The following is a 22,352-nucleotide window of genomic DNA, read 5'->3' as shown; positions in this document are numbered from 1 at the left end:
TCAGGGCTCCCGGGTGCGTGGGGCCGATGCGCCCGAGACCTTGACGGCGTCCCCCGCCCGGCCCACGGGGATCCCCATGGGCACGGTGTCGGAGTGGGCGATGGGCTCGGGCAGTCCCACCAGCGGCATCCCCGGGCCGGCGGCCGGCACCGGCTCGCGGCGCACCGTCGGCAGGGGCAGGGCCACGGGGGCGGATCCGCTCTGGCCGTGGAAGGAGGCGACATCGGGGTGGCAGCCGGACGGGGCGCCGTCCCCCAGGAGGAGGCGGACGTCGTCGGCCATGCCCTCCATGCCGCGGGGGACCTCCGGCTTGGCGGTGGGGATGACGTAGCGGTCGTCGTACTTGGCGATGGCCAGCAGGCGGTACATGGCCTCCAGCCTGGCGGCGTCCAGCCCCACGGAGGCGGCGATGGACGGGTCGGGCTCGCGCCCCAGGCGCACCTCGCGCATATGGGAGCGCATGGCCGCCAGGCGGCGCAGCACCAGCTCGACCGTGTTGGTCTCCCCGGCCGTGAACAGGCCCGCCAGGTACTCCAGGGGGATGCGCATCTCCGAGACGGCCGTCAGCAGGACCTTGTGGTCCTCCCCGTCCAGGCCGGCGGCGGCCAGCTCATCGACGATGGGCGACAACGGCGGGATGTACCAGACCATCGGCATGGTCCGGTACTCCGGGTGCAGGGGCAGGGCCACCTCATAGGTGTCGATGAGGTCCCAGACGGGGGAGGCCTGGGCGGCCTCGATCCAGGAGGCGGGCACGCCCTCGGCGCGGGCCGCGGCCACGACCTCGGGGTCGTGGGGGTCCAGGAGGATCTCGCGCTGCGCCATGTAGAGGTCCTGGGGGTCCTTGACGGCGGCGGCCTGGGAGACGCGGTCGGCGTCGTAGAGGAGGACGCCCAGGTAGCGCAGGCGGCCCACGCAGGTCTCCGAGCACACGGTGGGCTCGCCGATCTCCAGGCGCGGGTAGCACAGGGTGCACTTCTCGGCCTTGCCGGTGGCGTGGTTGAAGTAGACCTTTTTGTAGGGGCAGGCCGACACGCACATGCGCCAGCCGCGGCAGGCGTCCTGGTCCACCGGGACGATCCCGTCCTCGGTGCGCTTGTACATCGCGCCACTGGGGCAGGCCGCCACGCAGGTGGGGTTGAGGCAGTGCTCGCAGATGCGCGGCAGGTAGAACATGAAGACCGACTCGATATCGGTGCGCACCTTGTGGCTCATGCCCGCCAGCACCGGGTCCTGCGAGAGGGTCTCCATGGAGCCGCCCAGGTCGTCATCCCAGTTGGGGCCCCACTCGATGGTGGGCATGTACTCCCCGGTCAGCTGCGACTTGGCGCGGGCCACCGGGATAGTGGGGGAGTCCTTGGGGGCTGACAGCAGCCGGTCGTACTCGTAGGTCCAGGGCTCGTAGTAGTCCTCGACCGTGGGCATCTCCGGGTTGGCGAAGATGGTGGCCAGGCGGCGCAGCCGGCCCCCCGAGCGCGGGCGCAGCCGGCCCGAGGCCGTGCGCTCCCAGCCCCCGCGCCACGTGCCCTGGTCCTCCCAGGCGCGCGGGTAGCCCACGCCCGGGCGGGTCTCGACATTGTTGAACCACATGTACTCGGTGCCCTCGCGGTTGGTCCACGCCTGCTTGCAGGTCACTGAGCAGGTGTGGCAGCCGATGCACTTGTCGAGGTTCATCACCATCGCGATCTGGGCCATGACCTTCATCAGAACGTCACCTCCTGGTTGCTGCGACGGCGGATCAGCGTCACCTCGTCGCGGTTGTTGCCCGTGGGGCCGATGTAGTTGAAGGCGTAGGCCAACTGGCCGTAGCCGCCTGCGAAGTGGCTGGGCTTGAGCACGATGCGGGTCAGCGAGTTGTGCGTGCCCCCGCGCCGCCCGGAGCGCTCGGTCAGGGGCGTGTTCATCGTGCGCTCCTGGGCGTGGTGCATGAAGACCATGCCCTCGGGGATGCGGTGGGAGACGACGGCGCGGGCCGCCACGATGCCGTTGCGGTTGTAGGCCTCCACCCAGTCGTTGTCCGTGACCCCGACCTTGTCCGCGTCCTGGGGGCTCATCCAGATGGTCTGGCCGCCGCGCCCCAGGGTGAGCATGTGGAGGTTGTCGAAGTACTGGGAGTGGATCGCCCACTTGTTGTGCGCGGTGATGTAGCGCACCGCCACCTCCGCGGTCCCCTCCTGGGAGGTGCCCACCGCGCCGGGCGGCGCCTCGCCGTACAGGGCGTGGAAGTCCAGCGGCGGGCGGAAGACCGGGAGCGACTCGCCCATGTCCCGCATCCAGTCATGATCCAGGTAGTAGTGCATGCGGCCGGTCAGCGTGTGCCAGGGCTTGGCGTGCTCCACATTGACCACGAAGGCCGAGTAGCGCCGACCCCCGTGCTCCGAGCCGGACCACTCCGGGGAGGTGATGACCCCCTGCGGCTTGGTGCGCGTGTCCTGGAAGGTGATGATCTTGCCGGCCTCCTCGGCGGAGAGCTCGACCATGTCGGTGCCCGTGCGCGCCGAGAGGTCCTCCCAGCCCTGGGTGGAGATGCGGCCGTTGGTCGTGCCCGACAGTGTCAGGATCGCATCGGCCGCCCGGATGTCGGTGTCCAGCAGGGGCCGGCCGGCCGCCTGCCCGACGTCGAGCGTCCCGTGGTTGCGGGCCAGGCGCTCCACCTCGGGGCCGGGCTTGAGCATGATGCCCTTGCAGGGCAGGCCCAGCTTCTCGGCCAGGGGACCCAGGGAGTCGAACTTGGCCCGGATCTGGGTGTAGTCCCGCTCGGTGGGGATGAGCTTGGGCATGGTCACCCCCGGCACCCAGCCCTCGGGCAGGCCCGAGACATCCCCGTGCGCCATGGTCAGGGCGTCGGGGGTGTCGTGGTTGAGGGGGGCGGCCACGACGTCGGTCTGCGTGCCCAGGTAGGTGGGGGCCCAGGCGGAGATGAGGCCGGCCAGGGTCTGGAAGATCTGGAAGTCCGTGCGCGCCTCCCACGGCGGGTCGATGGCCGCGTTGAAGGAGTGGACGAAGGGGTGCATGTCGGTCGAGGAGATGTCGTGCTTCTCGTACCAGGTGGCCGCCGGCAGGACGACGTCGGAGTGCAGCGTCGAGGAGGTGTTGCGGAAGTCCGAGGTCCACAGCAGGTCCAGCTTGCCCTTGGGTGCCTCATCGCGCCAGGTCACCGAGGCGGGCCGGTCCTCAGGGGCGGCCTCGGTGGCGTTGACGTCGTTATCGGCGCCCAGCATGTGGCGCATGAAGAACTCCGTGCCCTTGGCCGAGGAGCCCAGCAGGTTGGTGCGCCAGTTGCAGACGATGCGCGGGAAGTTCTCCGGGGCGTCGGGGTCCTCGCAGGCGAAGCGCAGGGTGCCGGCCTGGAGCTCCTTGACGATGTAGTCCGCCGGGGACATCCCCTCCTCCTTGGCCTGCTGGCCCAGCAGCAGCGGGGAGCGGTTGAAGGTCGGGTAGGACGGGGTCCAGCCGCGCTTCATGGCCTCGACCATCGTGTCCGTCGTCGTCTTGCCCACCATGGAGCCCGGGTCCACCGGGGAGGCCAGGCGCTCGGCGGAGGTGGAGTCGTAGCGCCACTGGTCGGTGGTGATGTACCAGAAGCCGGTGGAGATCATCTGGCGGGCCGGGCGGTGCCAGTCCAGTGCGAAGGCGTACTGCTGGAAGCCGCAGATCGGGCGGACTTTCTCCTGCCCCACGTAGTGGGCCCAGCCCCCGCCGTTGACGCCCTGGGTGCCGCACATGGAGGTCAGCGCCAGGATCGTGCGATAGATCTGATCGGCGTGGTAGTAGTGGTTGATCCCGGCCCCCATGAGGATCTGGGAGCGGCCCCCTGACTCGACGGCGTTGAGCGCGAAGTCGCGCGCCACCCGGATCATGGCCGGGCCCGGCACGCCGGTGATCTCCGAGGCCCAGGCCGGGGTGGCGGGCACCGTGGCGTCCTGGTAGTCCTCGGGCCACTGGCCGGGGAGTCCGGGGCGCTTGACGGCGTACTGGGCCAGCAGCAGGTCGTAGACGGTGGTGACCAGGCGGTCGCCCACGCGGGTCACCGGCACGCCGCGGCGCACCGTGCCGCCCCCGACGCTTCCCTGGGGCGTGGAGGAGCCCGGCAGGTCGAAGCGGGGCAGCAGCACCTCGGCGGCCTGCACCGTGACCTCGGAGTCGTGGAGGTCCAGGATGCTCATCACCGGGTCCACGCCCTCCATGAGCAGGTTCCAGCGGCCCTCGCCCTCGGGGGTGAAGCGGTCGGCCAGCGTGCCCCCGGGGTCCATCGGGCCGTGCTTGCGGTCCCACACCAGGGGGCGGAACTCGTTCTTGGGGGCGTCAGGGGACACCCCGGCGATATCCGAGGCCGTCACGAAGCGCCCGGGCACGAATCCGGTGCCGTCCCGGGAGGGCTCCAGGCCGATGAGGAAGGGCGAGTCGGTGTGCCGGCGCATGTAGTCCAGGAAGAAGGGCTCCTGCTTGCCGACGTGGAACTCCTTGAGGATGACATGGCCCATGGCCTGGGCCAGGGCGCCGTCGGTGCCGGGGGCCACGCGCAGCCACTGGTCGGCGAACTTCGTGTTGTCGGCGAAGTCCGGGGAGACCGCCACGACCTTCTGGCCGTGATAGCGCGCCTCGGCCATGAAGTGGGCGTCCGGGGTTCGGGTGATGGGCAGGTTGGAGCCCCACATCATGAGGAACTGGGCGTTGTACCAGTCGCCGGCCTCGGGGACGTCGGTCTGGTCGCCGAAGACCTGCGGGGAGGAGGGGGGAAGGTCGGCGTACCAGTCGTAGAAGGAGAGCATGGTGGCGCCGATGAGCTCGTGGAGCCGGGCGCCGGCGCCGTAGGAGACCTGGGACATGGCCGGGATGACGGAGAAGCCGGCGATGCGGTCGGGCCCCCAGGTGCGGATCGTGTGCACATAGGCGGCCGCCACGATCTCCATGGCCTCATCCCAGCTGACGCGCACCATGCCGCCCTTGCCCCGGGCGGACTTGTAGGTCCGGGAGGTCGCCTCATCCCCGGTGACCTGGGCCCAGGCGGCCACCGCATCGCCGTCGTTGGCCGCCTTGGCAACGCGGAAGGCGTCCAGGAGGACCGAGCGCACATAGGGGTAGCGGATGCGCGTGGGGGAGTAGGTGTACCAGGAGAAGGCCGCGCCGCGCGGGCAGCCGCGGGGCTCGTACTCGGGCATGTCGGGGCCCGTCGTCGGGTAGTCGGTGACCTGCTTCTCCCAGGTGATGACGCCGTCGGAGACGTAGACCTCCCAGGCGCATGACCCGGTGCAGTTCACGCCGTGCGTGGAGTGGACCATCTTGTCGTGGCTCCAGCGGTGGCGGTAGAAGGTGTCGGAGTCGCGCCCGCCGGTCAGGAAGAGGCGCCGCGCGTCGGGGGAGGCCTGACCCCGGCGCAGATAGGAGCCCAGCGCCAGCAGCCCGGTGGCGTTCTCGACCTTGTGGTGGGGGCCCGGGACGATCCCCTCGGTGGGGCGAGATCCGGTGGAGGTGGACATCGATGCTCCTTGATGCGGTGCGCGGTGTGCGGATGATGACTGTGGCGCCCGGCGTGCGCGGCCGGGCGCTGGCGGCCCGGATCACCCGGGGCGGGCGGCTCCCGGCCTGGCGTAGCGGATCCAGGTGATGACCGCGCAGATGACGCAGAAGACGGCGCAGCTCCAGTAGAAGGTGGCGGCCTCCATGGCCGTCAGGGCCACCCCCACCAGGAAGGGGCCCAGGGCGGCGACGGCGGCGGTGAAGCCGATGGCCCCTCCGGCCTGGCGCTTGGGCATGATCATGGGCATCTGCTTGAAGGTCGAGGCATTGCCCACCCCGGCGAAGAAGAACATGGCCAGCATCCCCCACAGGAAGGGGGTGAAGTCGCCCGGCTCATCGGGGGCGGTCAGCTGGACCGCGCAGAAGCTGAAGGTGACGGCCATGCCGATGGCCGAGACCAGGGTCCACACCGCCCCGCCGAAGCGGTCGCACATGGGCCCCCAGGCGAAGCGCAGGAAGGAGCCGATGAGCGTTCCCAGGAAGGCGTAGGAGGCGCCCACGGGCAGGTCGGCGGCGGCGAAGTTGTCGCCCAGGGGGGAGGCGGCGCCGAAGTTGTTGTTGATGATCAGCGCCGTCTGGGCGGCGAATCCGGAGAACAGCCCGAAGGTCATGATGTAGATGACGGTCATGAGCCAGGTGTCGACATTGCCGAAGATGTCCAGCTGCTCCTTGATATTGGCCTTGACCGGGACGTCCTTGAGATAGATGAAGGCCAGAGCCGCGGCCACCAGCGCCCAGGGCAGGAAGAAGACCGTGGGGTTGACCACCATGGGGGCGCCCTCCTCGAAGGGCTCGACCCAGGTCAGGCCGAACAGGGAGATGCTCATGAGGAAGGGGGCGACCAGCTGGATGACGCTCATGCCCATATTGCCCAGGCCCCCCTGCAGGCCCAGGGCGGTGCCGACCAGGCGCTTGGGGAAGAAGAAGCCGGTGGACGGCATGTAGCCGGAGAAGGTCGCCGCGCCGATGCCGCAGGTGAAGGCCAGGGCCAGCAGCACCCAGAAGGGGGTCCGGGGGTTCTGCACCACGGTGAACCAGCCCAGCATGGGCAGGACGTAGAGCAGGGAGGAGAAGCCGATCATCTTGCGCGTGCCGATGGTGGCGGGCAGGAACATGTAGACCAGCCTGAGCAGACCGCAGGACAGGCCGGGCATGGAGGTCAGCCAGTAGAGCTGGTCCTTGGACAGGTCGAAGCCGATCTCGGCGAGCCTGGGGGCGATGGCGCTGGGGAGGAACCAGACGCTGAAGCCCAGCATGAGGGAGAAGGTGGTGATCGCCAGGGTGCGCCAGGCGATGGAGGCGGACCAGTTCTCCGGCTCCTCGGGATTCCACCCGGTCAGGACCCGACCGGAGGTGTTGAGCGTGGACATGAGGCTCCTGCGAGTCGGGGCGGTGTGGGTGCTCGGTGCGGGCCAGCCCGGCGGCGGTGCGGCGCGTCGGCCCGTCAGGATCATCATGCCGGTCCGCCGGGGAGTTGTGCGGGGGGTTGCCTCAGGCGCGGAATGATGGGGAAAAGTGTCATGCGACGGAAGCATGGATAAGGTATTTAAGTAACATGTGAATGTCTTAAATATCTGGATCGTGACCGGCCCCGCCCCGCATGGGGCGAGGGGTCCGCTTGACGGGCCGTCGACGACGATGAGGCTGCCGCCCCAGCAAGGGGCGAGGGCTACGGTTGCCCTATGACTGAGAATCCCGCTGCGCGGCCTGAAGGGGCGCTCGAGGCCCTGCCCGGGCGGCCGCGCGCTGAGGGCCCCGATGCTGAGAAGGGCCTGAAGCCCCTGCCCGCCCCCGTGGCCGGCGCCGTCATCACCGTCTCGGACCGCTGCGCCGAGGGTCGGCGCGAGGATCTCTCCGGGCCGCTGGCCGTGGAGCTGCTGGCCCGGCACGGCGTCATCGCCCCCGGGGTCGTGGTCGTGCCCGACGGCGTCGAGCCCGTGCGCGAGGCGATCGAGGCGGCCGTGGCCGGCGGGGCGCGCGTGGTGCTGACCACCGGCGGCACCGGGGTGACCCCCCGGGATCTGACCCCGGAGGGCACGGCCCCGCTGCTCCAGGCGCGCATGGAGGGCCTGGAGGCTCAGATCCGCGCCCATGGGCTGACCAAGACCCCGCTGGCCGGGCTCTCGCGCGGCCTGGTGGGCGTGACCTCCCGGGAGGCGCAGGGGGCCCTGGTGGTCAATGCCCCGGGCTCTCGGGGAGGGGTCAAGGACACGGTGGCGGTGATCGGCCCCCTGGTGCCCCACGTCCTGGAGCAGCTCGGCGGCGGCGACCACTGACCCCACCCGTCACTCCGCCAATTTGCGCGAGTTCGTACTTTTCCGGGCCCGGAAAAGTACGAACTCGCGCAAATTGGCGGAGTCAGCGGAGTCAGCGGAGTCAGGGGTTAGGGAGGGTGTCCCAGGCGCGGATCTCCTCCCAGGTGTCCAGGTCGGCCGCCGCGGCTCCCGGCCAGGCCAGGACGCGCACACTCAGGCCCCCCAGCGCGCGGCGCACCGCCGTGTCCCGCAGGGGCCTGCCGCCTGGGGCGACGGCGCGGGCCAGCGCCCCGGTGCGGTAGAGCCCCAGCAGGTACTGCACGTGGTCGCCGTGGCGCACGACGGCGCCCTCATGGCCCCCGGGCGCGGCCATGAGCTCGGCCAGCGCGGGCAGGACCCGCCAGGACTCGGGGGCATCGCAGGTCATCACCGCGGTCAGGGGCGCGGGCCCTCCTGCCGGCTGACCTGCCGGCGCTGGGCGGGCCAGGCGCTCCAGGCCGGCGGCGATCCCCGCGACCGGCCCGCCCAGGGGCGGGTCCTCCAGGGCGCGCAGGATGCCATCGGGCAGAGCGACGTCCGTGGGTGCCACCACGCAGATCCGCGCCGGACCTCCTGGCGAGCCGAGCCCGTCGAGCCCGTCGAGGCTGCCAAGGCCACTGAGGACGTGATCGAGCAGGCGGGCGCCGCGGGCCATGGCGTTGGGCTTGGAGGCCCCGCCCAGGCGGCGGGCCGTCCCCCCGGCCAGGACGACGACGTCGAATCCCCCCGCGGCGCCTCCAGACCCCGCAGGTCCCCCAGAACCGCCCGCCGGGGGCTCAGACGGGCTGCCAGCCGGGGAGCGGGCAGGCTCAGGCGCCATCGTCCGCCCTGCTGGCCCGGCCAGTCCCGCCGGCCTCGCCGGTCTCGCGGCTCCAGTCGCCTGAGCGGCCGCCGGACTTGGCCACCACCCGGGCGCCGCGCAGCTCGACCTCGCGGTCCACGCCCTTGACCATGTCGACGATCGCCAGGCCCGCCACCGTGGCCGCGGTCAGGGCCTCCATCTCCACCCCGGTGCGGTCGGCGGTTCGCACGCTCGCCTCGATGCGCACCCCCTCATCGGTGACCTCCAGGTCGAGGCGCGCCCCGTGCACGCCGATGACATGGGCCAGGGGCAGCAGGTCGGGAACCCGCTTGGCCGCGGCGATCCCGGCGATGCGCGCCACCGCCAGCACATCGCCCTTGGGGATCGAGCCGGCGCGCAGCGCCTGGACGATGGCCGGCGAGCAGGCCACGAAGGCCTCGGCCCGGGCCTGGCGCACCGTGGGGGCCTTGCCGGTGACATCGACCATGCGGGCCGCGCCGGACTCGTCCAGGTGCGTCAGGCGGATGCCATCGGCGGGGGGCTCCTGCTTCGCCCGGTGCTCCGGGGCCCGCTGGTCCCGGGGCTCCGGCTCGGGCTCGGCTCGACGGCGACGACGGCGCAGGCGGTTGACAATGCCCATGGGGCGGCTCCTCGTGGTCGTGCGATCAGGGCTGTGTGATCAGGCCCGTGTGATCAGGGTGCGGGGTCAGGGGATGGTCAGGGGGCGCGCGGGCGCGGAGAGGGCCAGCAGGTCCAGCTCATCCCCGATGGACACGGCCGCGGTGCCGGCCTCGACCACGGCCAGGGCCTGCGCGGCGGGCAGGGAGGCCACCAGGTGGGAGCCCGAGTCCAGGCGGTGCGTGGGGGCCACCCACAGATCCGCCTCCAGCGGCGCGGCGGCCCCCTGCCGGGGCGGCCCCGTAGTGCCCTCAGCGCCCTGCGGGGCGGGCACGAAGCGCACGGGCACATGCTGGCGCCGCCCGGAGGGCATGGGCCAGGCGGCCGCGGCTCGGGCCCGCAGTCGCGACCCCGGGGCCCAGCCTGAGCGACCGGTGCGGTCGGCGTGATCAGCCGGGTCAGGGCGGCCGACGGCGTCGTGGCCGCCCAGCCTGGCCAGCACCGGGGCGACGATCGTGGCGAAGGAGACCAGCACGCTGACCGGGTTGCCCGGCAGGCAGATCAGGGGGACCCGGCGGCCGTCCTTAGCGCGCACCCATCCGTGGGCCTGGGGCTTGCCCGGCTGCATGGCGACCTTGGCCAGGGTCAGGCTCACCGACGCGGAGGGCTCGCCCGCCAGCATGACCAGGGGGTCGAAGGCCCCGGCGGACACGCCCCCGGAGGTGATGATGACATCGGCTCCCTGCGCGGCCCGGTCCAGGCAGTCGGCCAGCTGTGGGGCGGTGTCGCCGCTGCGCGCCGTGGTGGTGCAGGCCCCGCCGTGCTCGGCCACCAGCCCGGCCAGAAGCAGGGAGTTGGAGTCCGGGATCGTCCCGGGGGCCAGGGCCTCCCCGGGGCCGCGCAGCTCGGCCCCGGTGGAGACCACGGCGACGCGCACCCGCGGGTGAACCATCACGCTGGACAGCCCCGTCGAGGCCAGGGCGGAGAGCGTCGCGGCCGACAGCAGCGTCCCGGCTGGAGCGACCGCCTCCCCGGCCCGCAGGTTCTCACCGGCCCGGCGCACATTGAGGCCCTGGCCCGCCTGCGCCCGGATCTCGACGCGCTCGGGCAGGGGCCCGGGTCCGGGGGACTGGTCGGTGTCCTCGACCTTGACCACGGCATCGGCTCCGGGCGGGAGCATCGCGCCGGTCATGATCCGCTGGGCTGTGCCGGGCTCAAGGGGGGAGGGGCCAACGCCGGCGGGCACATCCCCGGTCACGGGCAGGGTCAGGGGCGTGGCGGGGGTGGCGCCGGCGGTGTCCTTGGCGCGCAGGGCGTAGCCGTCCATGGCCGAGTTCGTCCAGGGCGGCACGTCCAGGGCGGCGACGGCCTCGCGCGCCAGGACCCGGCCGTGGGCGCGCTCCAGGGTCTCCTCGATGGGGGGCAGGGGGGCCAGGCCCTCCAGGACCTGGGCCACGTAGTTCTCCAGCTCAAGCATCTGCGGCATTCGCGCTCCTTCCCGCGGGGCTGGCGCGAGCATATCGGGACGCCTGCCGGGGCGCCGGTATGCTCCCAGCAGTCCCATCCGCCAGGAGAGCCCAAGGAGAGCCGTGAGCAGCACCGAGTCCCAGCCGGTCCCGGCCAGTGCGGCCAGTGCGGGCGGCCCATCCGGGCCCGCCCGTGTCCTTCGCGCCGAGGTCACCCACGAGCCCATCAGCGCCGAGGAGCTCGCCCAGCGGGTCCGTGACGCCGGGGCCGGCGCCGTGGTGACCTTCGCCGGCGTGGTGCGCGACCACGACCAGGGGCGCGGCGTGACCGGGATCGGCTACAGCGCCCACCCCAGCGCGGATCGGATCGTGGCCGATATCGCCCAGGAGGCGGCCGGGCGCCAGGGCGTGGCGGCCCTGGGACTGGTCCACCGGGTGGGCGACCTCGTGGTGGGGGACACGGCCCTGGCCGTCGCCGTGTCCGCCGCCCACCGCGCCGAGGCCTTCGCGACCTGCGGCCATCTGGTCGAGGAGGTCAAGAGGCGCCTGCCGGTGTGGAAGCGTCAGAGCTTCACCGACGGCAGCTCCCAGTGGAGCAACATCGCCTGAGCCCTGAGCCCTGAGCCCTGAGCCCTGAGCCCGCGGGCTCATCCCCCGGCGAAGGGGGGAAGGATGTCGACGGCGTCGCCCTGGGCCAGCGGGGTCAGGGAGTCGGCGGGCGTGGACAGGGAGTTGACCAGGTAGCTGCACACCGGGATGACCCGGGCCATCTCCAGGTCCCGGCCCGCCAACTGCTCGCGCAGACCCGCCATGGTGGTGCCGGCGGGCACCTCGATGCGCTCCTCGGGGCCTCCGGCGGCGTCTGCGGCGGCCGCGAAGTAGCGCAGGGTCAGGCTGATCGACGGCGCGGCGCCGGTCGGCCCGGTGGCTGAGGAAGTGGGCGCCGTGGGCACTGTGGGCACTGTGGGCACTGTGGGCACTGTGGGCATGGTGGCTCCCGATGGTCGTGCGGCTGCGCGGCTGGCAGGGGTGGACGGGGGTGCGAGGGCACGCCCGCCAGGCTCGATGATGAGGCCCAACCTACCCGACCTACCCACCCGACCTACCCGCCCAGCCTCGTGGGCGCGGAGACTATCGGGCGGGACTCAGCCCCCGATGGCGGACATGGTCCGGCCCGGCCGGGCGAAGCCGGAGTCCTCGGCCCCCGGCGCATCCGTGCCGTGCGCCAGCGGCTTGAGCCAAGTGGCGCCGGCCCAGATGCGGATGAGGGCGTCGTCGTCGGCCCCTTGGCGCATGGGGGTGCGCAGGTCGGTCTCCGTTGAGGAGAACAGGCAGGTCATGAGCCGGCCGTCAGCGGTGATGCGGGTGCGGTCGCAGTCCCCGCAGAAGGGGGCGGTCACCGAGGCGATGATCCCCACGCTGCCCGCCGGGTGGTCGGCGCCCTCGGCGACCCGCCACAGGGCGGCCGGGCGGCGGTCGGGCCGGCCGGCCTCGCTCAGCTCGAATCCGGCCTCCCGCAGCGCCTGGAGGATCTGGGCGGCGCCGACGACGTCCTGGGGCCTCCAGGTCTCGCGCGGCCCCAGCGGCATGTGCTCGATGAAGCGCAGCTGCCAGCCGCGGCGCAGGCACTGGCGCAGCAGCTCCGGGGCGCGCCGGGCCATGGCGCCCGGCATCGCCACCGCATTGATCTTGATGGGGCTCAGACCCGCCTCCTGCGCCCCGGCGATGCCGGCCAGGACGTCGTTAAGGCGGTGGCGCCGGGTGATGGCGGCGTAGTCCTCGGGGTCCAGGGAGTCCACCGAGACATTGACCCTGGCCAGGCCCGCCCGGCGCAGGCCCTGCGCCCGTCGCTCCAGGCCCAGGCCATTGGTGGTCAGGGCGATATCGGGCCTGCGCCCCGCGGGCGTGCGCAGCGCGGCCAGGGCGGACACGATCTCCTCCAGGTCGCGTCGCAGCAGGGGCTCCCCGCCGGTGATGCGGATGCGCTCGACCCCCAGGCGCTCGACGGCCAGGCGCCCCAGGCGGGCGAGCTCGGAGGTGGTCAGCAGGGAGGGGGTGGGCAGCCACTCCAGGCCCTGGGCGGGCATGCAGTAGGTGCAGCGCAGGTTGCAGCGGTCGGTGATGGACAGGCGCAGGTCGCGCACTGTGCGGCCGTGGCGGTCCACGAGCTCCTGGGGCACGGGGCCGTCCTGGGCGCCGGACGGGGGCTGACCGGCCCGCCACCGCGGCGCCGGCATGGGCAGGGCGGTGAGCCTGCCCGGGCCGGGGGCCACAGTGGCGGGAGGCGCAGTGGTCATGCTGTGAGGATAGTCAGTCCCGCGCCGCGCAAAAACCCCGCGGCGGGTGGTGGAGCCCGGCGAGTGGCTGAGCGGCTCCCCTGGGTACGGGCGGACAGCGGGGCTCAGGCGGTGCGCAGGATCTCGACGCGCGCGTAGCCCTCCGACTGCTCCAGCAGGGTGTGCTGGAAGGTGGCGGGCAGCTGGTCGATCTGGGCCAGCAGCGGGGTGGGCACGTGGGGCGCCACCAGGTCGAAGCCCTCGCCGACTCCCAGGGAGGAGGCGGCGCCGATGACGGCGGCGTGGCGCAGGCGGTGCGGGATGGCGCGAGCATCCAGGCTCAGGCGCTCCGAGGCGTGCTCGTGGCAGCCGCAGGAGTGGCCCGAGGAGGAGGTCTCAGTGATGGGGATGAGGTCGGGGCTCTCGGACATGATGGCTCCTTGATGGGTCGGGGCGCGAAGACTCGCGGTGAGGCAGACCTTAGTACCGCGGATGGGTGGATGGGGGGCTCGTCCGCTCAGGGCGAGTGCCGCCGGGCGGCCTTGGCCAGGCGGTGCCTGCCGGCTGGGCCGCGCGGCCTGCGCCCCGTGCCGCGCGATGGCGGGCGGCCGGCCGCGGGCGGGGCGCTCTTGGCCGGGTGGTCCGGCTTGGCTACGGTTCGACCTGTGAGCAACGAGCGGTCGCGCACCCGCATCGCCCCCCGGCTGGTGGTGCTGGCCCTGGGGGCGGCCTGCCTCCTGGCCGGGCTCGACGCCGCCCTGGTGCGCCTGAGCCTGCCGGCGCTGGTCACCGGCGCCGAGCTGGCGGCCCTGCACGGGCCCCTCATGCTCGTGGGCTTCCTGGGAACGGTCATCTCCCTGGAGCGCGCGGTGGCCGCCCGTGCGAGCTGGGCCTATGCGGCCCCCGCGGCCAGCGCGCTGGGCTGCCTGCTCCTGCTGGCGGGTGCGCCCCAGCCGGTGGGCCGGGCCCTGCTGGTCATCTCAGCCGCCGCGCTGTGCGCCATCTACCTGCGCGTCCATCGCCGCGCCCCGGCCCCGGCCGTGGATGTCGAGGCCATGGGCGCCCTGGCGCTGCTCCTGGGGAACCTGCTGTGGTTGCGCGGATTCCCCCTGGAGACGGTGGTGCCCCTGTGGCTGCTCCTGCCGACCCTGACCATCGTCGGCGAGCGCCTGGAGCTGGCGCGCGTGGCCTTCCTCGACCCCGCCGTCGAGGCCCTGGTGCGGGCCCTGTCCGCCGCTGCGGTCCTGGGGGCCTGCTTCATGGTGGTCTGGCCGACGGCGCGCCTGGCCACCGGCCCGGCGCTGGCGGGCCTGGCCGTGGTCATGGCCTATCACGACGTCGCCCGGCGCACGATCCGGGCCGACGGCGGGGTGCGATTCATGGCCGCCTCCATGCTGGCCGGCTACGCCTGGCTGGCCGTGGCGGGCCTGACCTGGTCCCTGTGGGGCTTCACCGGCCTGGCCGGGGCCGGGTACGAGATCATCGTCCATGCCATCGCCGTGGGCTACGCCTTCTCCATGATCCTGGCCCACGCCCCGGTGATCATCCCCGCCATCGTCCACCGCCGCCTGGCCTACCACCGGGCCATGTGGGTGCCCTACGCCCTCCTGCACGCCGGGATGGCGGTGCGCGTGGGCGGCCTCATCGCCGACTCGGCGGGCATCTGGCAGGCCGGCGGAGCCCTGGGCGTCGCCGCGATCCTCGTGTTCATGGCCCTGTCACTGACCCGGGTGGTGACCTCCGGGGGCATCGCCTCCCCGGGCGGGCGGCCGGGCGGCCCCCTGCCCGGAAGACGGGCCGCGGCTGGAGGAGCCCTATGAGCCCGCGCCCTGACCCTGAGGTGTCCGGGACCCGGCCACCGGCGTCGAGCCCCGAGCCCCGAGAGCGCCGCCCCGGTCGGCCCACCGGGCCCACTGGGTCCACTGGCTCCACTGGGTCCACCGGGCCCGCCGGGCATGCGCGACCATCCCGTCCGGCCCGTCCGGCCCTGCCCGGGCAGGCAGGCCGCAGGAGCCGGCGCGCCACCCAGGTGCGGCGCAACGCCTTCGTCGTGGCCTGGCTGGTCACCGCCGCCGTCCTGGCCGCCCTGGTGCTGGGCGGACCGCTGGGGCACCTGGGAACCTGGCTGCCGCTGCACGCCCTGCTGCTGGGCGGGATCGGCAGCGCCATCACCACCTGGTCGGCGCATTTCGCCGACACCCTCCTGCACCGCCCCGCCCTGGGCGGAGCAGCCCTCCTGGACGGCCGGCTGGCCGCCCACAGCCTGGGCACCGCCGCCGTCCTGACGGGGATCACCGCCGCCCACCAGGCCCTGGCACTGGTCGGCGCCGCCATCATCACGGCCCAGGCCGCGGCCGGGGTGGTGGCCATCATCGTGCAGTACCGCCGGGCCGTGGCCCCGCGCCTGGCGGCCCTGGCCCTCCACTACGCCGCCGCCCTGGTGCTCCTGGCCGTCGGAGCGGTCCTGGGCTACCTCATCTCCTGGGCCGACGACGCCGGGCGCGCCCCGCTGGCCGACATCCTCTACCTGGCCCACACCACCACGATGCTCCTGGGATTCGTGGGCGTGACCGTCCTGGGAACACTGACCGTCCTGTGGCCCACGATGCTGCGCACCCCGATGGAGCCCACGGCCCCGCGCTGGGCGGCCCGCTCCCTGGCCCCCCTCGTGGCAGGGGCCGCACTGGTGGCGGCATCGGGCCTGTGGCAGCCCCTGGCGGCCCTGGGGGCAGTCGTCTACCTTGCCGGTGCCATGGGGGTCCTGGTCCCGGCCTTCATCACCGCTCGGCGAGTGCCGCCCACCTCCTTCGCCACGGCCTCGGCCGCCGCCGCCATCGCCTGGTTCCTGTGCTCCACGGGCTACATCACCACCGGCATCACCCTGGCCGACTCCGCCGCCCAGGCCCGCGAGGCCATCCACGCTGCCCGCCTGGCGCTGGGGGCCGGCTTCGCCCTGCAGATCCTGGTGGCGGCGCTGAGCTACCTCACCCCGGTCATGCTCGGGGGAGGGCCGGCGATGACCCGCCGGACCAACGCCATCATGGACCGCTGGGCCGCCTACCGGGTCACCGCCGCCAACGCCTGCCTGGCCCTGGCCGTCACCCCCACCCTTCCCGTGGCCGTGCGGGCGACCGGCGGCATCCTCGCCGGGGCGATCACCGCCTACCTGCTGGTGGGCATGGCCCAGTGCGGGTGGGCCATCGCCGCCTCGCGCGCCCCGGGCGCTCGGGGCGCAGCGCCGCCCGGAGCGCCGCCGCAGCACTCCCATCATTCCCCGCACTCCCCGGCGCGCCGAGACGCCCAGTGCTGAGCGCGCCCCCACCCCACCACCTTGCGAACGGGACACCACGATGAGCAGCTCACCCCACTCAGCCCACAGCCCCGAGACCGGGCCCGACCAGGACGACCTGGACACCCGGCCCACGGGGATCGCCCGCCAGAGCGCGGACCGCAGTGCGCAGACCGGCGCCACCGGCGAGCCGCGGGACGCGGGCGGCGGCCGCGAGAACCACGGCGACCACGACAACCACGGCGACCATGACAACCAGGACGACGTGGACACCCGGCCCACGGGCGTGCCCAGTCCCCGCGGAGACAAGGCGCGCCAGGCCCGCACCGCCTCCGCGCCCCGCAGCGCGGTGACCGCCGGCACCGCGCCGGCCCTGGCGCGCCCCGATCGACGGGGCGCAGGCTCCGACTCCGACTCCACGGAAGGGCGCTCAGCCGACCGCCGCGGGGCCCTGCTGGGCATCCTGACCGCGGGGGCCGCCGTCGTCGCCGGCAGCGTCATGGCCGGCCAGGCGGGGGTGGGCGGGTCAGGCCCCAGCGGATCGGGGGAGGGCCGGGTCGCGGCCAGCGGCAAGACGGTGGAGGTGGAGATCACCGTCAAGGGCATGCGCTTCATCCCCGACACCGTGGAGGTGGCCCCCGGCGACCGGCTGGTCATCACCCTGTCCAACACCGCCGACCAGGTCCACGACCTGGTCCTGGAGACCGGGGCCCAGACCGGGCGCGTGGCCGCGGGAGCGCGCGCCACCTTGGACGCGGGCGTCGTCTCCGGGCCCATCGAGGGATGGTGCTCCATCGCCGGCCACCGCGCCCAGGGCATGGTCTTCCACATCACCACCGGCTCCTCGGCCCACTCCTCCCACGCCTCCCACACCGGCCAGGCGGGCCAGACCGGCGCCCAGGATGCCGTCGCCGACTACGAGGCCGAGCTGCCCAAGGGCTTCACCGCCGTCGACGCCGCACTGGCCCCCGCCCCGGACGCCTCGGGCGGGCCCGTGACCCACCGCCACACCCTGACCGTCACCGAGAAGGTCATGGAGGTCGGCGGCGGCGCCAGGCAGCGCCGCATGACCTACAACGGCCAGGTCCCCGGACCCGTGCTGCGCGGCAGCGTGGGGGACGCCTTCGAGATCACCCTGGTCAATGACGGCACCATGAGCCACTCCATCGACTTCCACGCGGGCATCACCCCGCCCGATGACGCCATGCGCTCCATCGACCCGGGGCAGAGCTTGGACTACCGCTTCACCGCCCGCCACTCGGGCATCTGGCTCTACCACTGCTCAACGGCCCCCATGAGCCTCCACCTGGCCTCCGGCATGCACGGCGCCGTCATCATCGACCCGCCCGGCCTGACCGCGGCGGACAAGGAGTTCCTCATCGTGGCCTCCGAGGTCTACCTGGGCCCTCAGGAGGGGGAGCCCAATGCGGAGAAGATCTCCGCCAAGGCCCCCGATCTCATGACTTTCAACGGGGTGGCCTTCCAGTACGCCCAGCGCCCCCTGACCGCCCGGGTGGGGGAGCGGATACGCTTCTGGGTGATGTCGGCCGGGCCCTCCCTGCCGACCTCCTTCCATATCGTGGGGCTGCAGTTCGACCAGGTCTTCGTCGAGGGTGCCTGGACCCTGGGGGGACCGCAGCGCATCGGGGAGCCCTGGTCCGGGGGCTCTCAGGCCCTGGGGCTGCATCCGGCGCAGGGAGGCTTCGTCGAGTGCGTCGCCCAGGAGCCGGGCAACTACGTGCTGGTCACCCACTCCTTCGCGGATATGGAGAAGGGCGCCAAGGGCATCCTGCGCATCACCGCCTGAGCGACCACCAGGGCGCTCGAAGGCCCTCCGACCCCGGGGAGCCGGGGCGGAGGGCCTGATGGGTGGATAGGGATGATGGCGGGGCGGCGGGCTCAGCTGGCCTTGGCGGTGGAGGTGACCTCGTGGAGCTGGAGCTGGCAGCCCTCGCCGGCCGAGCGGGCGATCCGCAGCGGAGCGGGCTCGGGCCCGTCCTGCGTGACGCGCTCGCGGCCGGTCTCGGCGGCCGAGCGCACGAAGCCCTCGTGCATGGCGCACACCAGGGGGTCGGGGGTGTGGCCGTGGGTGACGAGCGGACAGGAGCGCAGGATGACGTCCTCGCCCTTGACCTCGGGGGCGAAGCCCATCATGGCCAGGTAGGGCAGGAGGGACATGATGCGCTCGCGTGATCCGGCCGGGGTGATGGCGACGATCTGGGCGACGGCGGGGGTCAGCTCGGCCCAGCGGCGGCCGATCTCCAGGGCCGCGCTCTGGGCGGACTCGCCCTTGCCCAGCGTGTGTGCCACCGCATCCAGCAGGAGCAGGTAGGAATCAATGACCTGGCGGGGGTCGGGCGCGGTCGAGGAGTAGCGCAGGGCAGGGCGGCCGCGCTTTCCGGTGGGGCGGGTCGAGATGGTGACGAAGCCGGCGTCGACCAGGGAGTCCAGGTGCTCGCGCACCGTGTTGTGGTGGAGGTTGAGGGCACTGGCCACCTGGACGGCGGTCATGGACTCATCAGAGGCCTCAACCACCTCAAGGACTCGTCGTCGGGCGGCGGACAGGTCGGCTCGGGCGGACAGGTCTCCCAGCGCAGGGCGGGGGAACGTAGTGATACGGCTGTTGTGCATGACACGAAGATTATCGTTCTGATCCTTGTGGGAAAACCCAAAATCACGGGTAGTTGAATGCTGCAACTCGTCTGTTATTGGATGAGGTGTCCAATCAGCGGACGCCGGCGGCCGCTGATGGGTCAGTTTCCCTTGTGATGGCGCGGATCTATAGAGGGTGGGGTCTGAGGGTACCTGAGATGTATGTGAGATCCAACACTTATGGGTCCATGGAATTGTGACCATCGAGAGGGCGGACCCCCGGCGTGTCGGGTCAGCGCGCTGCCCGGTTCCGCGGGGCGGGGGTGACTTAGGGGCGGTACGACGGCGTTTTCCGGCCGCAGGCGATGCGTGGCCCGGTGGCGCTGCGCGTCGGGGCCCGGGCGTCAGCGCGGGGCCTGTTTGTGGGAATCAGGGACGGGTGGGGTCCTCGGCCGCCAGGGCGGGGGCCAGGAGTCGGCGGAAGGAGTCCAGGCGCTGCGATCGCTGATAAGTGTCCGGGGCGGCGGCCCGTGGGCCCTCGGGCGCCTCGGTGGCGCCTTCCGGAAGGGCGGGGGCGCCGGCCCACTCGTCGAGGGCGCAGTCCAGGGCGCCGGCCTCATGGCTGCAGCCGCGGGGGCAGTCCTGGGCGGCCTCGGCCAGGTCGGGGAAGCCGCGCAGCACCTCGGCGCTGCCCACATGGGCGACCCCGAATGAGCGCACGCCGGGGGTGTCGATGACCCAGCCGCCGTCGGGAAGCTGGAGTGCCTGGAGGCTGGTGGAGGTGTGCCGGCCGCGGCCGGTGACCTCGTTGACGCGGCCTGTGGCCCGATCGGCCCCGGGCACCAGGGCGTTGATGAGGGTGGACTTGCCGACCCCGGAATGGCCCACCAGCACCGAGGTTCGCCCGGTCAGGGCCGCGCGCACGGCCTCCACCCCGTCATGGGCGGCCCGCTCAGGCCGGGGAGAGTGCCCCAGGCGGGTGGAGTAGGCGCGCACCCCCAGGGGGCGGTAAAGGGACAGCAGGGGGGCGGCGTCGGCCAGGTCCGACTTGGTGAGCACGAGGATGGGCTCCATGCCGGCCTCGTAGGCGGCCACCAGGCAGCGGTCGATCATGCGGGGCCGCGGGGCGGGGTCGGCCACGGCGGTGACGATGACCAGGGCCTGGGCGTTGGCGACGATGGGGCGCTCGGCGCCGGCGGACCCGGTGGACCTGGTGGCCTCAGCGTCCTCGGCGCTGCGCCGCAGGAGGGTGGTGCGCTCCTCGATGCGCACCATCCGGGCCAGGGTGCCGTCCCGGCCGCTGACATCGCCGACGACGCCCACCCGGTCGCCCACCACCACCTTGCCCCGGCCGAGCTCGCGCGCCTTCATGGCGGTGATGTCGCCGCCGCCGTCGTCGGTCAGCGCGGGGTCCTCCAGGCGGATCCGGTAGTGGCCGCGGTCGATGCGGGTGACCATGCCGGGCATGGCGTCGGCGTGGGCGGGGCGCAGCTTGGTGCGGGGGCGCGAGCCCTTCGAGGGCCGCACGCGCACGCGGGGGTCGTCGGTGCCGATGTCGCGCCGGGCCATCACTGCCCCCTGGCTGTGGCGAGCATGCTGTCCCACAGGCCGGTGAAGCCCGGCAGGGTCTTGGAGGTGCACTCGACGTCGTCGAGCTCGACCCCCTCGATGGCCAGGCCGATGATGGCGGCGAAGGTGGCCATGCGGTGGTCGGCGTAGGAGCGCAGAAGCGCCCCGTGCAGGGTGGCGGGCTCGATGACCAGGGCGTCGGGCTCGGCCCGGGCCGAGCCGCCCAGGCGGGTGATCTCGGCGGCCAGGGCGGCCAGGCGGTCGGTCTCATGGCCGCGCAGGTGGGCGATGCCGCGCAGGCGGCTGGGATGGCCCTGGTGGGCAGCCAGTGCGGCTAGTGCCGCCACGGTGGGGGCGAGCTCGCCGACCTGGGACAGGTCGACGTCGATGCCGCGAAGGCGCCCGGTGCCGGTTGCCCGGACGGCGGTGCCGGCGCCCTGCGGCCCGGGAGGAGCCTCGAGCGCCCCGCCCATGGCCGGCAGGATACAGCGCCAGGCGTCCCCGGCCTGGGTGGTGGGGGCGGGCCAGTGCGGGACGGTGACCTGGCCGCCGGCCACGAGTGCGGCGGCCAGGAAGGGGCCGGCATTGGACAGGTCCGGCTCGATGGCGATCTCTCCGCCGTGGGGGCGGCCGGGGTGGACGGTCCAGGTGCGCGAGCCGTCGGGGAGGTCGGGGAGAGGGTCGGCCGGCTCGTCGACGACGACGCCCCTGTCTCGCAGGGAGGCGACGGTCATGGCCACATGCGGCAGGGAGGGCACCGGCCCGGTGGGGGTGATGGCGGCGCCGCCGGGCAGCAGGGGGGCGGCCAGCAGCAGGGCGGAGAGGAACTGGGAGGAGGCGGAGGAGTCGACGGGCAGGAGCAGGGGCGGGTGCGCCTCGCCCGGGCGGGCCTGCTCGGCGGGGGAGGGGGTGATGAGGGCGGGCAGGTGCCCGGGCCGCCCCTGATAGTCGACGGTTGCGCCCAGCGCGGTGATGGCCTCGAGCAGGGGGCCCAGGGGGCGGGCGCGGGCGGCCTCATCGCCGTCGAGAAGAACGGGGGCGTCGGCCAATGCGGCCAGTGGGGGGATGAAGCGCATGACGGTGCCGGCCAGGCCGCAGTCGATGCGGGCGGCCTGGCCGGGCTGCGCTGGGGCACGGCTGACGGGGAAGGGGAGGGGCGCGGGGGTCACCCGCAGGCGGGTGGGGGAGCCGGCCTCCTCGAAGCGCGCGCCGAGCGTGGTCAGGGCGGCGATCATCAGCTCGGTGTCGCGCGCGCGCAGCACGCCGGTGATGGTGCTCGGCTCGGCCGCGATGGCTGCCAGGACCAGCGCCCTGGCGGACAGCGACTTGGAGCCGGGAAGCTCCACCACGGCGTTGAGGGGCCCTGGGGCCGACGGCGCGGGCCAGGGCGGGGCGTCGAGCGAGGCATGGTGCACGGCCCGACTCTAACGGCCTGCGCCTGAGGGCGACCGGGCGACCCACGCGTCGTCCGGTCGCCTATTCATGCGTCATGATGCGGTGATGCGATGATGCTGTCATGCGTACGACCTTGGAGATCGACGATGGTGTTCTTGCGGTGGCGCGCGAACGCGCTCAGCGGGAGGGCATTTCTCTGGGCAGGGCCGTCTCCTACTACGCGGCCCGGGGAATCCGGGGTGAAAGCGCGGTGAGAGGATCACGCGGTGTCCCCGTCTTCGCTCCTCCATCGGGGCAAGAGGGACACACGGTGACCCTTGACCTCGTCGAGAGGTACCGCGATGGCGACGAGTGAGCGGGCGGTGCGTCTGCTTGACGCCAATGTGCTCGTGGCGTTGTCGCTCGCCAATCATGCGCATCATGCGATCGTCACGCTCGATGCTCGGATCTCGGCTTCATTGGCCAAGGCGGACCGCCGGTTCGTCGAGGTCATCCCCCTTGATTGACGGCCGGGGCCGGCCTGTTCATGGG

The 22,352-nt window shown here is 73.1% G+C and carries 19 protein-coding genes; 7 read left to right on the top strand and 12 right to left on the bottom strand.

The genetic code is table 11. From position 1 onward, the window contains the following. The 3 genes from narH to EL266_RS12355 all read right to left on the bottom strand — a co-directional run bounded on the left by narH (window position 1) and on the right by EL266_RS12355 (window position 6,890). Window positions 1-1,704: a nitrate reductase subunit beta gene (gene narH, locus EL266_RS12365; protein WP_051281016.1), complete on the bottom strand. Its 1,704-nt coding sequence runs from the start codon at window positions 1,702-1,704 to the stop codon at window positions 1-3. Further along, window positions 1,704-5,480 (bottom strand): nitrate reductase subunit alpha, encoded by a 3,777-nt coding sequence (locus tag EL266_RS12360; RefSeq protein ID WP_026426565.1) that lies wholly within the window; start codon window positions 5,478-5,480, stop codon window positions 1,704-1,706. The genes narH and EL266_RS12360 overlap by 1 nt, the downstream gene beginning before the upstream one ends. Before the next feature lie 81 nt (window positions 5,481-5,561). Then, window positions 5,562-6,890: an MFS transporter gene (locus EL266_RS12355; protein WP_026426566.1), complete on the bottom strand. Its 1,329-nt coding sequence runs from the start codon at window positions 6,888-6,890 to the stop codon at window positions 5,562-5,564. A gap of 312 nt (window positions 6,891-7,202) precedes the next feature. Here EL266_RS12355 and EL266_RS12350 point away from each other — a divergent pair, with 312 nt between their 5' ends. Then, a complete protein-coding gene (locus EL266_RS12350) occupies window positions 7,203-7,796 on the top strand; it encodes a MogA/MoaB family molybdenum cofactor biosynthesis protein (protein WP_051281017.1) in 594 nt (197 codons plus the stop codon). 100 nt (window positions 7,797-7,896) lie between these two features. Here EL266_RS12350 and mobA read toward each other — a convergent pair whose 3' ends face one another. The 3 genes from mobA to EL266_RS12335 form a co-directional block, all read right to left on the bottom strand. Further along, window positions 7,897-8,634: a molybdenum cofactor guanylyltransferase gene (gene mobA, locus EL266_RS12345; RefSeq protein ID WP_034514707.1), complete on the bottom strand. Its 738-nt coding sequence runs from the start codon at window positions 8,632-8,634 to the stop codon at window positions 7,897-7,899. Further along, complete coding sequence (gene moaC / locus EL266_RS12340) at window positions 8,624-9,103, bottom strand: cyclic pyranopterin monophosphate synthase MoaC (protein WP_051281028.1); 480 nt, start codon at window positions 9,101-9,103, stop codon at window positions 8,624-8,626. The genes mobA and moaC overlap by 11 nt, the downstream gene beginning before the upstream one ends. Before the next feature lie 219 nt (window positions 9,104-9,322). Further along, entirely contained in the window at window positions 9,323-10,720 is a 1,398-nt protein-coding gene (locus EL266_RS12335; RefSeq protein ID WP_026426569.1) for a molybdopterin molybdotransferase MoeA, read from the bottom strand. Window positions 10,721-10,823: 103 nt separating this feature from the next. Here EL266_RS12335 and EL266_RS12330 point away from each other — a divergent pair, with 103 nt between their 5' ends. Further along, window positions 10,824-11,309, top strand: a complete 486-nt coding sequence (locus EL266_RS12330) for a molybdenum cofactor biosynthesis protein MoaE (protein WP_084500554.1) — start codon at window positions 10,824-10,826, stop codon at window positions 11,307-11,309. 38 nt (window positions 11,310-11,347) lie between these two features. Here EL266_RS12330 and EL266_RS12325 read toward each other — a convergent pair whose 3' ends face one another. The 3 genes from EL266_RS12325 to EL266_RS12315 form a co-directional block, all read right to left on the bottom strand. Further along, window positions 11,348-11,689, bottom strand: a complete 342-nt coding sequence (locus EL266_RS12325; RefSeq protein WP_084500556.1) for a MoaD/ThiS family protein — start codon at window positions 11,687-11,689, stop codon at window positions 11,348-11,350. A gap of 156 nt (window positions 11,690-11,845) precedes the next feature. Further along, a complete protein-coding gene (gene moaA / locus EL266_RS12320) occupies window positions 11,846-12,997 on the bottom strand; it encodes a GTP 3',8-cyclase MoaA (RefSeq protein ID WP_084500557.1) in 1,152 nt (383 codons plus the stop codon). Between the two features lie 104 nt (window positions 12,998-13,101). Continuing rightward, window positions 13,102-13,407, bottom strand: coding sequence for a DUF2249 domain-containing protein (locus EL266_RS12315; protein ID WP_026426572.1), 306 nt, complete (start codon window positions 13,405-13,407; stop codon window positions 13,102-13,104). A gap of 234 nt (window positions 13,408-13,641) precedes the next feature. Between EL266_RS12315 and EL266_RS12310 the strand changes: the two genes are divergently transcribed. The 3 genes from EL266_RS12310 to EL266_RS12300 are packed head-to-tail and all read left to right on the top strand — an operon-like array spanning window position 13,642 to window position 18,072. Then, window positions 13,642-14,796 carry a hypothetical protein gene (locus EL266_RS12310; RefSeq protein ID WP_126412373.1) on the top strand — a complete coding sequence of 385 codons (1,155 nt, stop codon included), beginning with the start codon at window positions 13,642-13,644 and terminating at the stop codon, window positions 14,794-14,796. After that, entirely contained in the window at window positions 14,793-16,286 is a 1,494-nt protein-coding gene (locus tag EL266_RS13920; RefSeq protein WP_169719938.1) for a hypothetical protein, read from the top strand. Before EL266_RS12310 ends, EL266_RS13920 begins: the two co-directional genes overlap by 4 nt. A 40-nt stretch (window positions 16,287-16,326) precedes the next feature. Next, a complete protein-coding gene (locus EL266_RS12300; protein WP_084500559.1) occupies window positions 16,327-18,072 on the top strand; it encodes a multicopper oxidase domain-containing protein in 1,746 nt (581 codons plus the stop codon). Window positions 18,073-18,164: 92 nt separating this feature from the next. Here the strand turns inward: EL266_RS12300 and EL266_RS12295 are convergent, their stop codons facing one another. From EL266_RS12295 to aroA, 3 genes are all read right to left on the bottom strand, one after another. Beyond that, window positions 18,165-18,896, bottom strand: coding sequence for a helix-turn-helix transcriptional regulator (locus EL266_RS12295; RefSeq protein WP_084500561.1), 732 nt, complete (start codon window positions 18,894-18,896; stop codon window positions 18,165-18,167). A gap of 390 nt (window positions 18,897-19,286) precedes the next feature. Continuing rightward, entirely contained in the window at window positions 19,287-20,426 is a 1,140-nt protein-coding gene (gene rsgA / locus EL266_RS12290; protein ID WP_026426574.1) for a ribosome small subunit-dependent GTPase A, read from the bottom strand. Then, a complete protein-coding gene (aroA, locus tag EL266_RS12285) occupies window positions 20,426-21,841 on the bottom strand; it encodes a 3-phosphoshikimate 1-carboxyvinyltransferase (protein WP_026426575.1) in 1,416 nt (471 codons plus the stop codon). Before aroA ends, rsgA begins: the two co-directional genes overlap by 1 nt. A 101-nt stretch (window positions 21,842-21,942) precedes the next feature. Here aroA and EL266_RS13785 point away from each other — a divergent pair, with 101 nt between their 5' ends. Together EL266_RS13785 and EL266_RS13535 are read left to right on the top strand one after the other, a co-directional pair. Beyond that, window positions 21,943-22,176: a hypothetical protein gene (locus EL266_RS13785; RefSeq protein ID WP_026426576.1), complete on the top strand. Its 234-nt coding sequence runs from the start codon at window positions 21,943-21,945 to the stop codon at window positions 22,174-22,176. Continuing rightward, on the top strand, window positions 22,163-22,327 hold the full coding sequence (locus tag EL266_RS13535) for a hypothetical protein (RefSeq protein ID WP_197719246.1): 165 nt from the start codon (window positions 22,163-22,165) through the stop codon (window positions 22,325-22,327). Before EL266_RS13785 ends, EL266_RS13535 begins: the two co-directional genes overlap by 14 nt. Window positions 22,328-22,352 lie beyond the last annotated feature (25 nt).

The sequence above is a fragment of the Actinomyces slackii genome, assembly GCF_900637295.1.
GTDB classification, from domain to species: domain Bacteria; phylum Actinomycetota; class Actinomycetes; order Actinomycetales; family Actinomycetaceae; genus Actinomyces; species Actinomyces slackii.
The sequence above is the reverse complement of the archived record's forward strand: the minus strand, read 5'-3'. Positions and strand labels throughout refer to the sequence as shown.

Bases quoted from the DNA above. Each gene is read 5' to 3' on its own strand.
- EL266_RS12315 (WP_026426572.1), bottom strand. From the start codon at position 13,407: ATGTCCGAGAGCCCCGACCTCATCCCCATCACTGAGACCTCCTCCTCG.
- rsgA (WP_026426574.1), bottom strand. From the start codon at position 20,426: ATGGCCCGGCGCGACATCGGCACCGACGACCCCCGCGTGCGCGTGCGG.
- EL266_RS12325 (WP_084500556.1), bottom strand. From the start codon at position 11,689: ATGCCCACAGTGCCCACAGTGCCCACAGTGCCCACAGTGCCCACGGCG.
- moaC (WP_051281028.1), bottom strand. From the start codon at position 9,103: ATGGTCGATGTCACCGGCAAGGCCCCCACGGTGCGCCAGGCCCGGGCC.
- EL266_RS12350 (WP_051281017.1), top strand. From the start codon at position 7,203: ATGACTGAGAATCCCGCTGCGCGGCCTGAAGGGGCGCTCGAGGCCCTG.
- narH (WP_051281016.1), bottom strand. From the start codon at position 1,704: ATGAAGGTCATGGCCCAGATCGCGATGGTGATGAACCTCGACAAGTGC.
- EL266_RS12295 (WP_084500561.1), bottom strand. From the start codon at position 18,896: ATGCACAACAGCCGTATCACTACGTTCCCCCGCCCTGCGCTGGGAGAC.
- EL266_RS13535 (WP_197719246.1), top strand. From the start codon at position 22,163: ATGGCGACGAGTGAGCGGGCGGTGCGTCTGCTTGACGCCAATGTGCTC.
- EL266_RS13920 (WP_169719938.1), top strand. From the start codon at position 14,793: ATGAGCCCGCGCCCTGACCCTGAGGTGTCCGGGACCCGGCCACCGGCG.
- mobA (WP_034514707.1), bottom strand. From the start codon at position 8,634: ATGGCGCCTGAGCCTGCCCGCTCCCCGGCTGGCAGCCCGTCTGAGCCC.
- EL266_RS12300 (WP_084500559.1), top strand. From the start codon at position 16,327: ATGAGCAGCTCACCCCACTCAGCCCACAGCCCCGAGACCGGGCCCGAC.
- EL266_RS12335 (WP_026426569.1), bottom strand. From the start codon at position 10,720: ATGCCGCAGATGCTTGAGCTGGAGAACTACGTGGCCCAGGTCCTGGAG.
- EL266_RS13785 (WP_026426576.1), top strand. From the start codon at position 21,943: ATGCGTACGACCTTGGAGATCGACGATGGTGTTCTTGCGGTGGCGCGC.
- moaA (WP_084500557.1), bottom strand. From the start codon at position 12,997: ATGACCACTGCGCCTCCCGCCACTGTGGCCCCCGGCCCGGGCAGGCTC.
- EL266_RS12360 (WP_026426565.1), bottom strand. From the start codon at position 5,480: ATGTCCACCTCCACCGGATCTCGCCCCACCGAGGGGATCGTCCCGGGC.
- EL266_RS12355 (WP_026426566.1), bottom strand. From the start codon at position 6,890: ATGTCCACGCTCAACACCTCCGGTCGGGTCCTGACCGGGTGGAATCCC.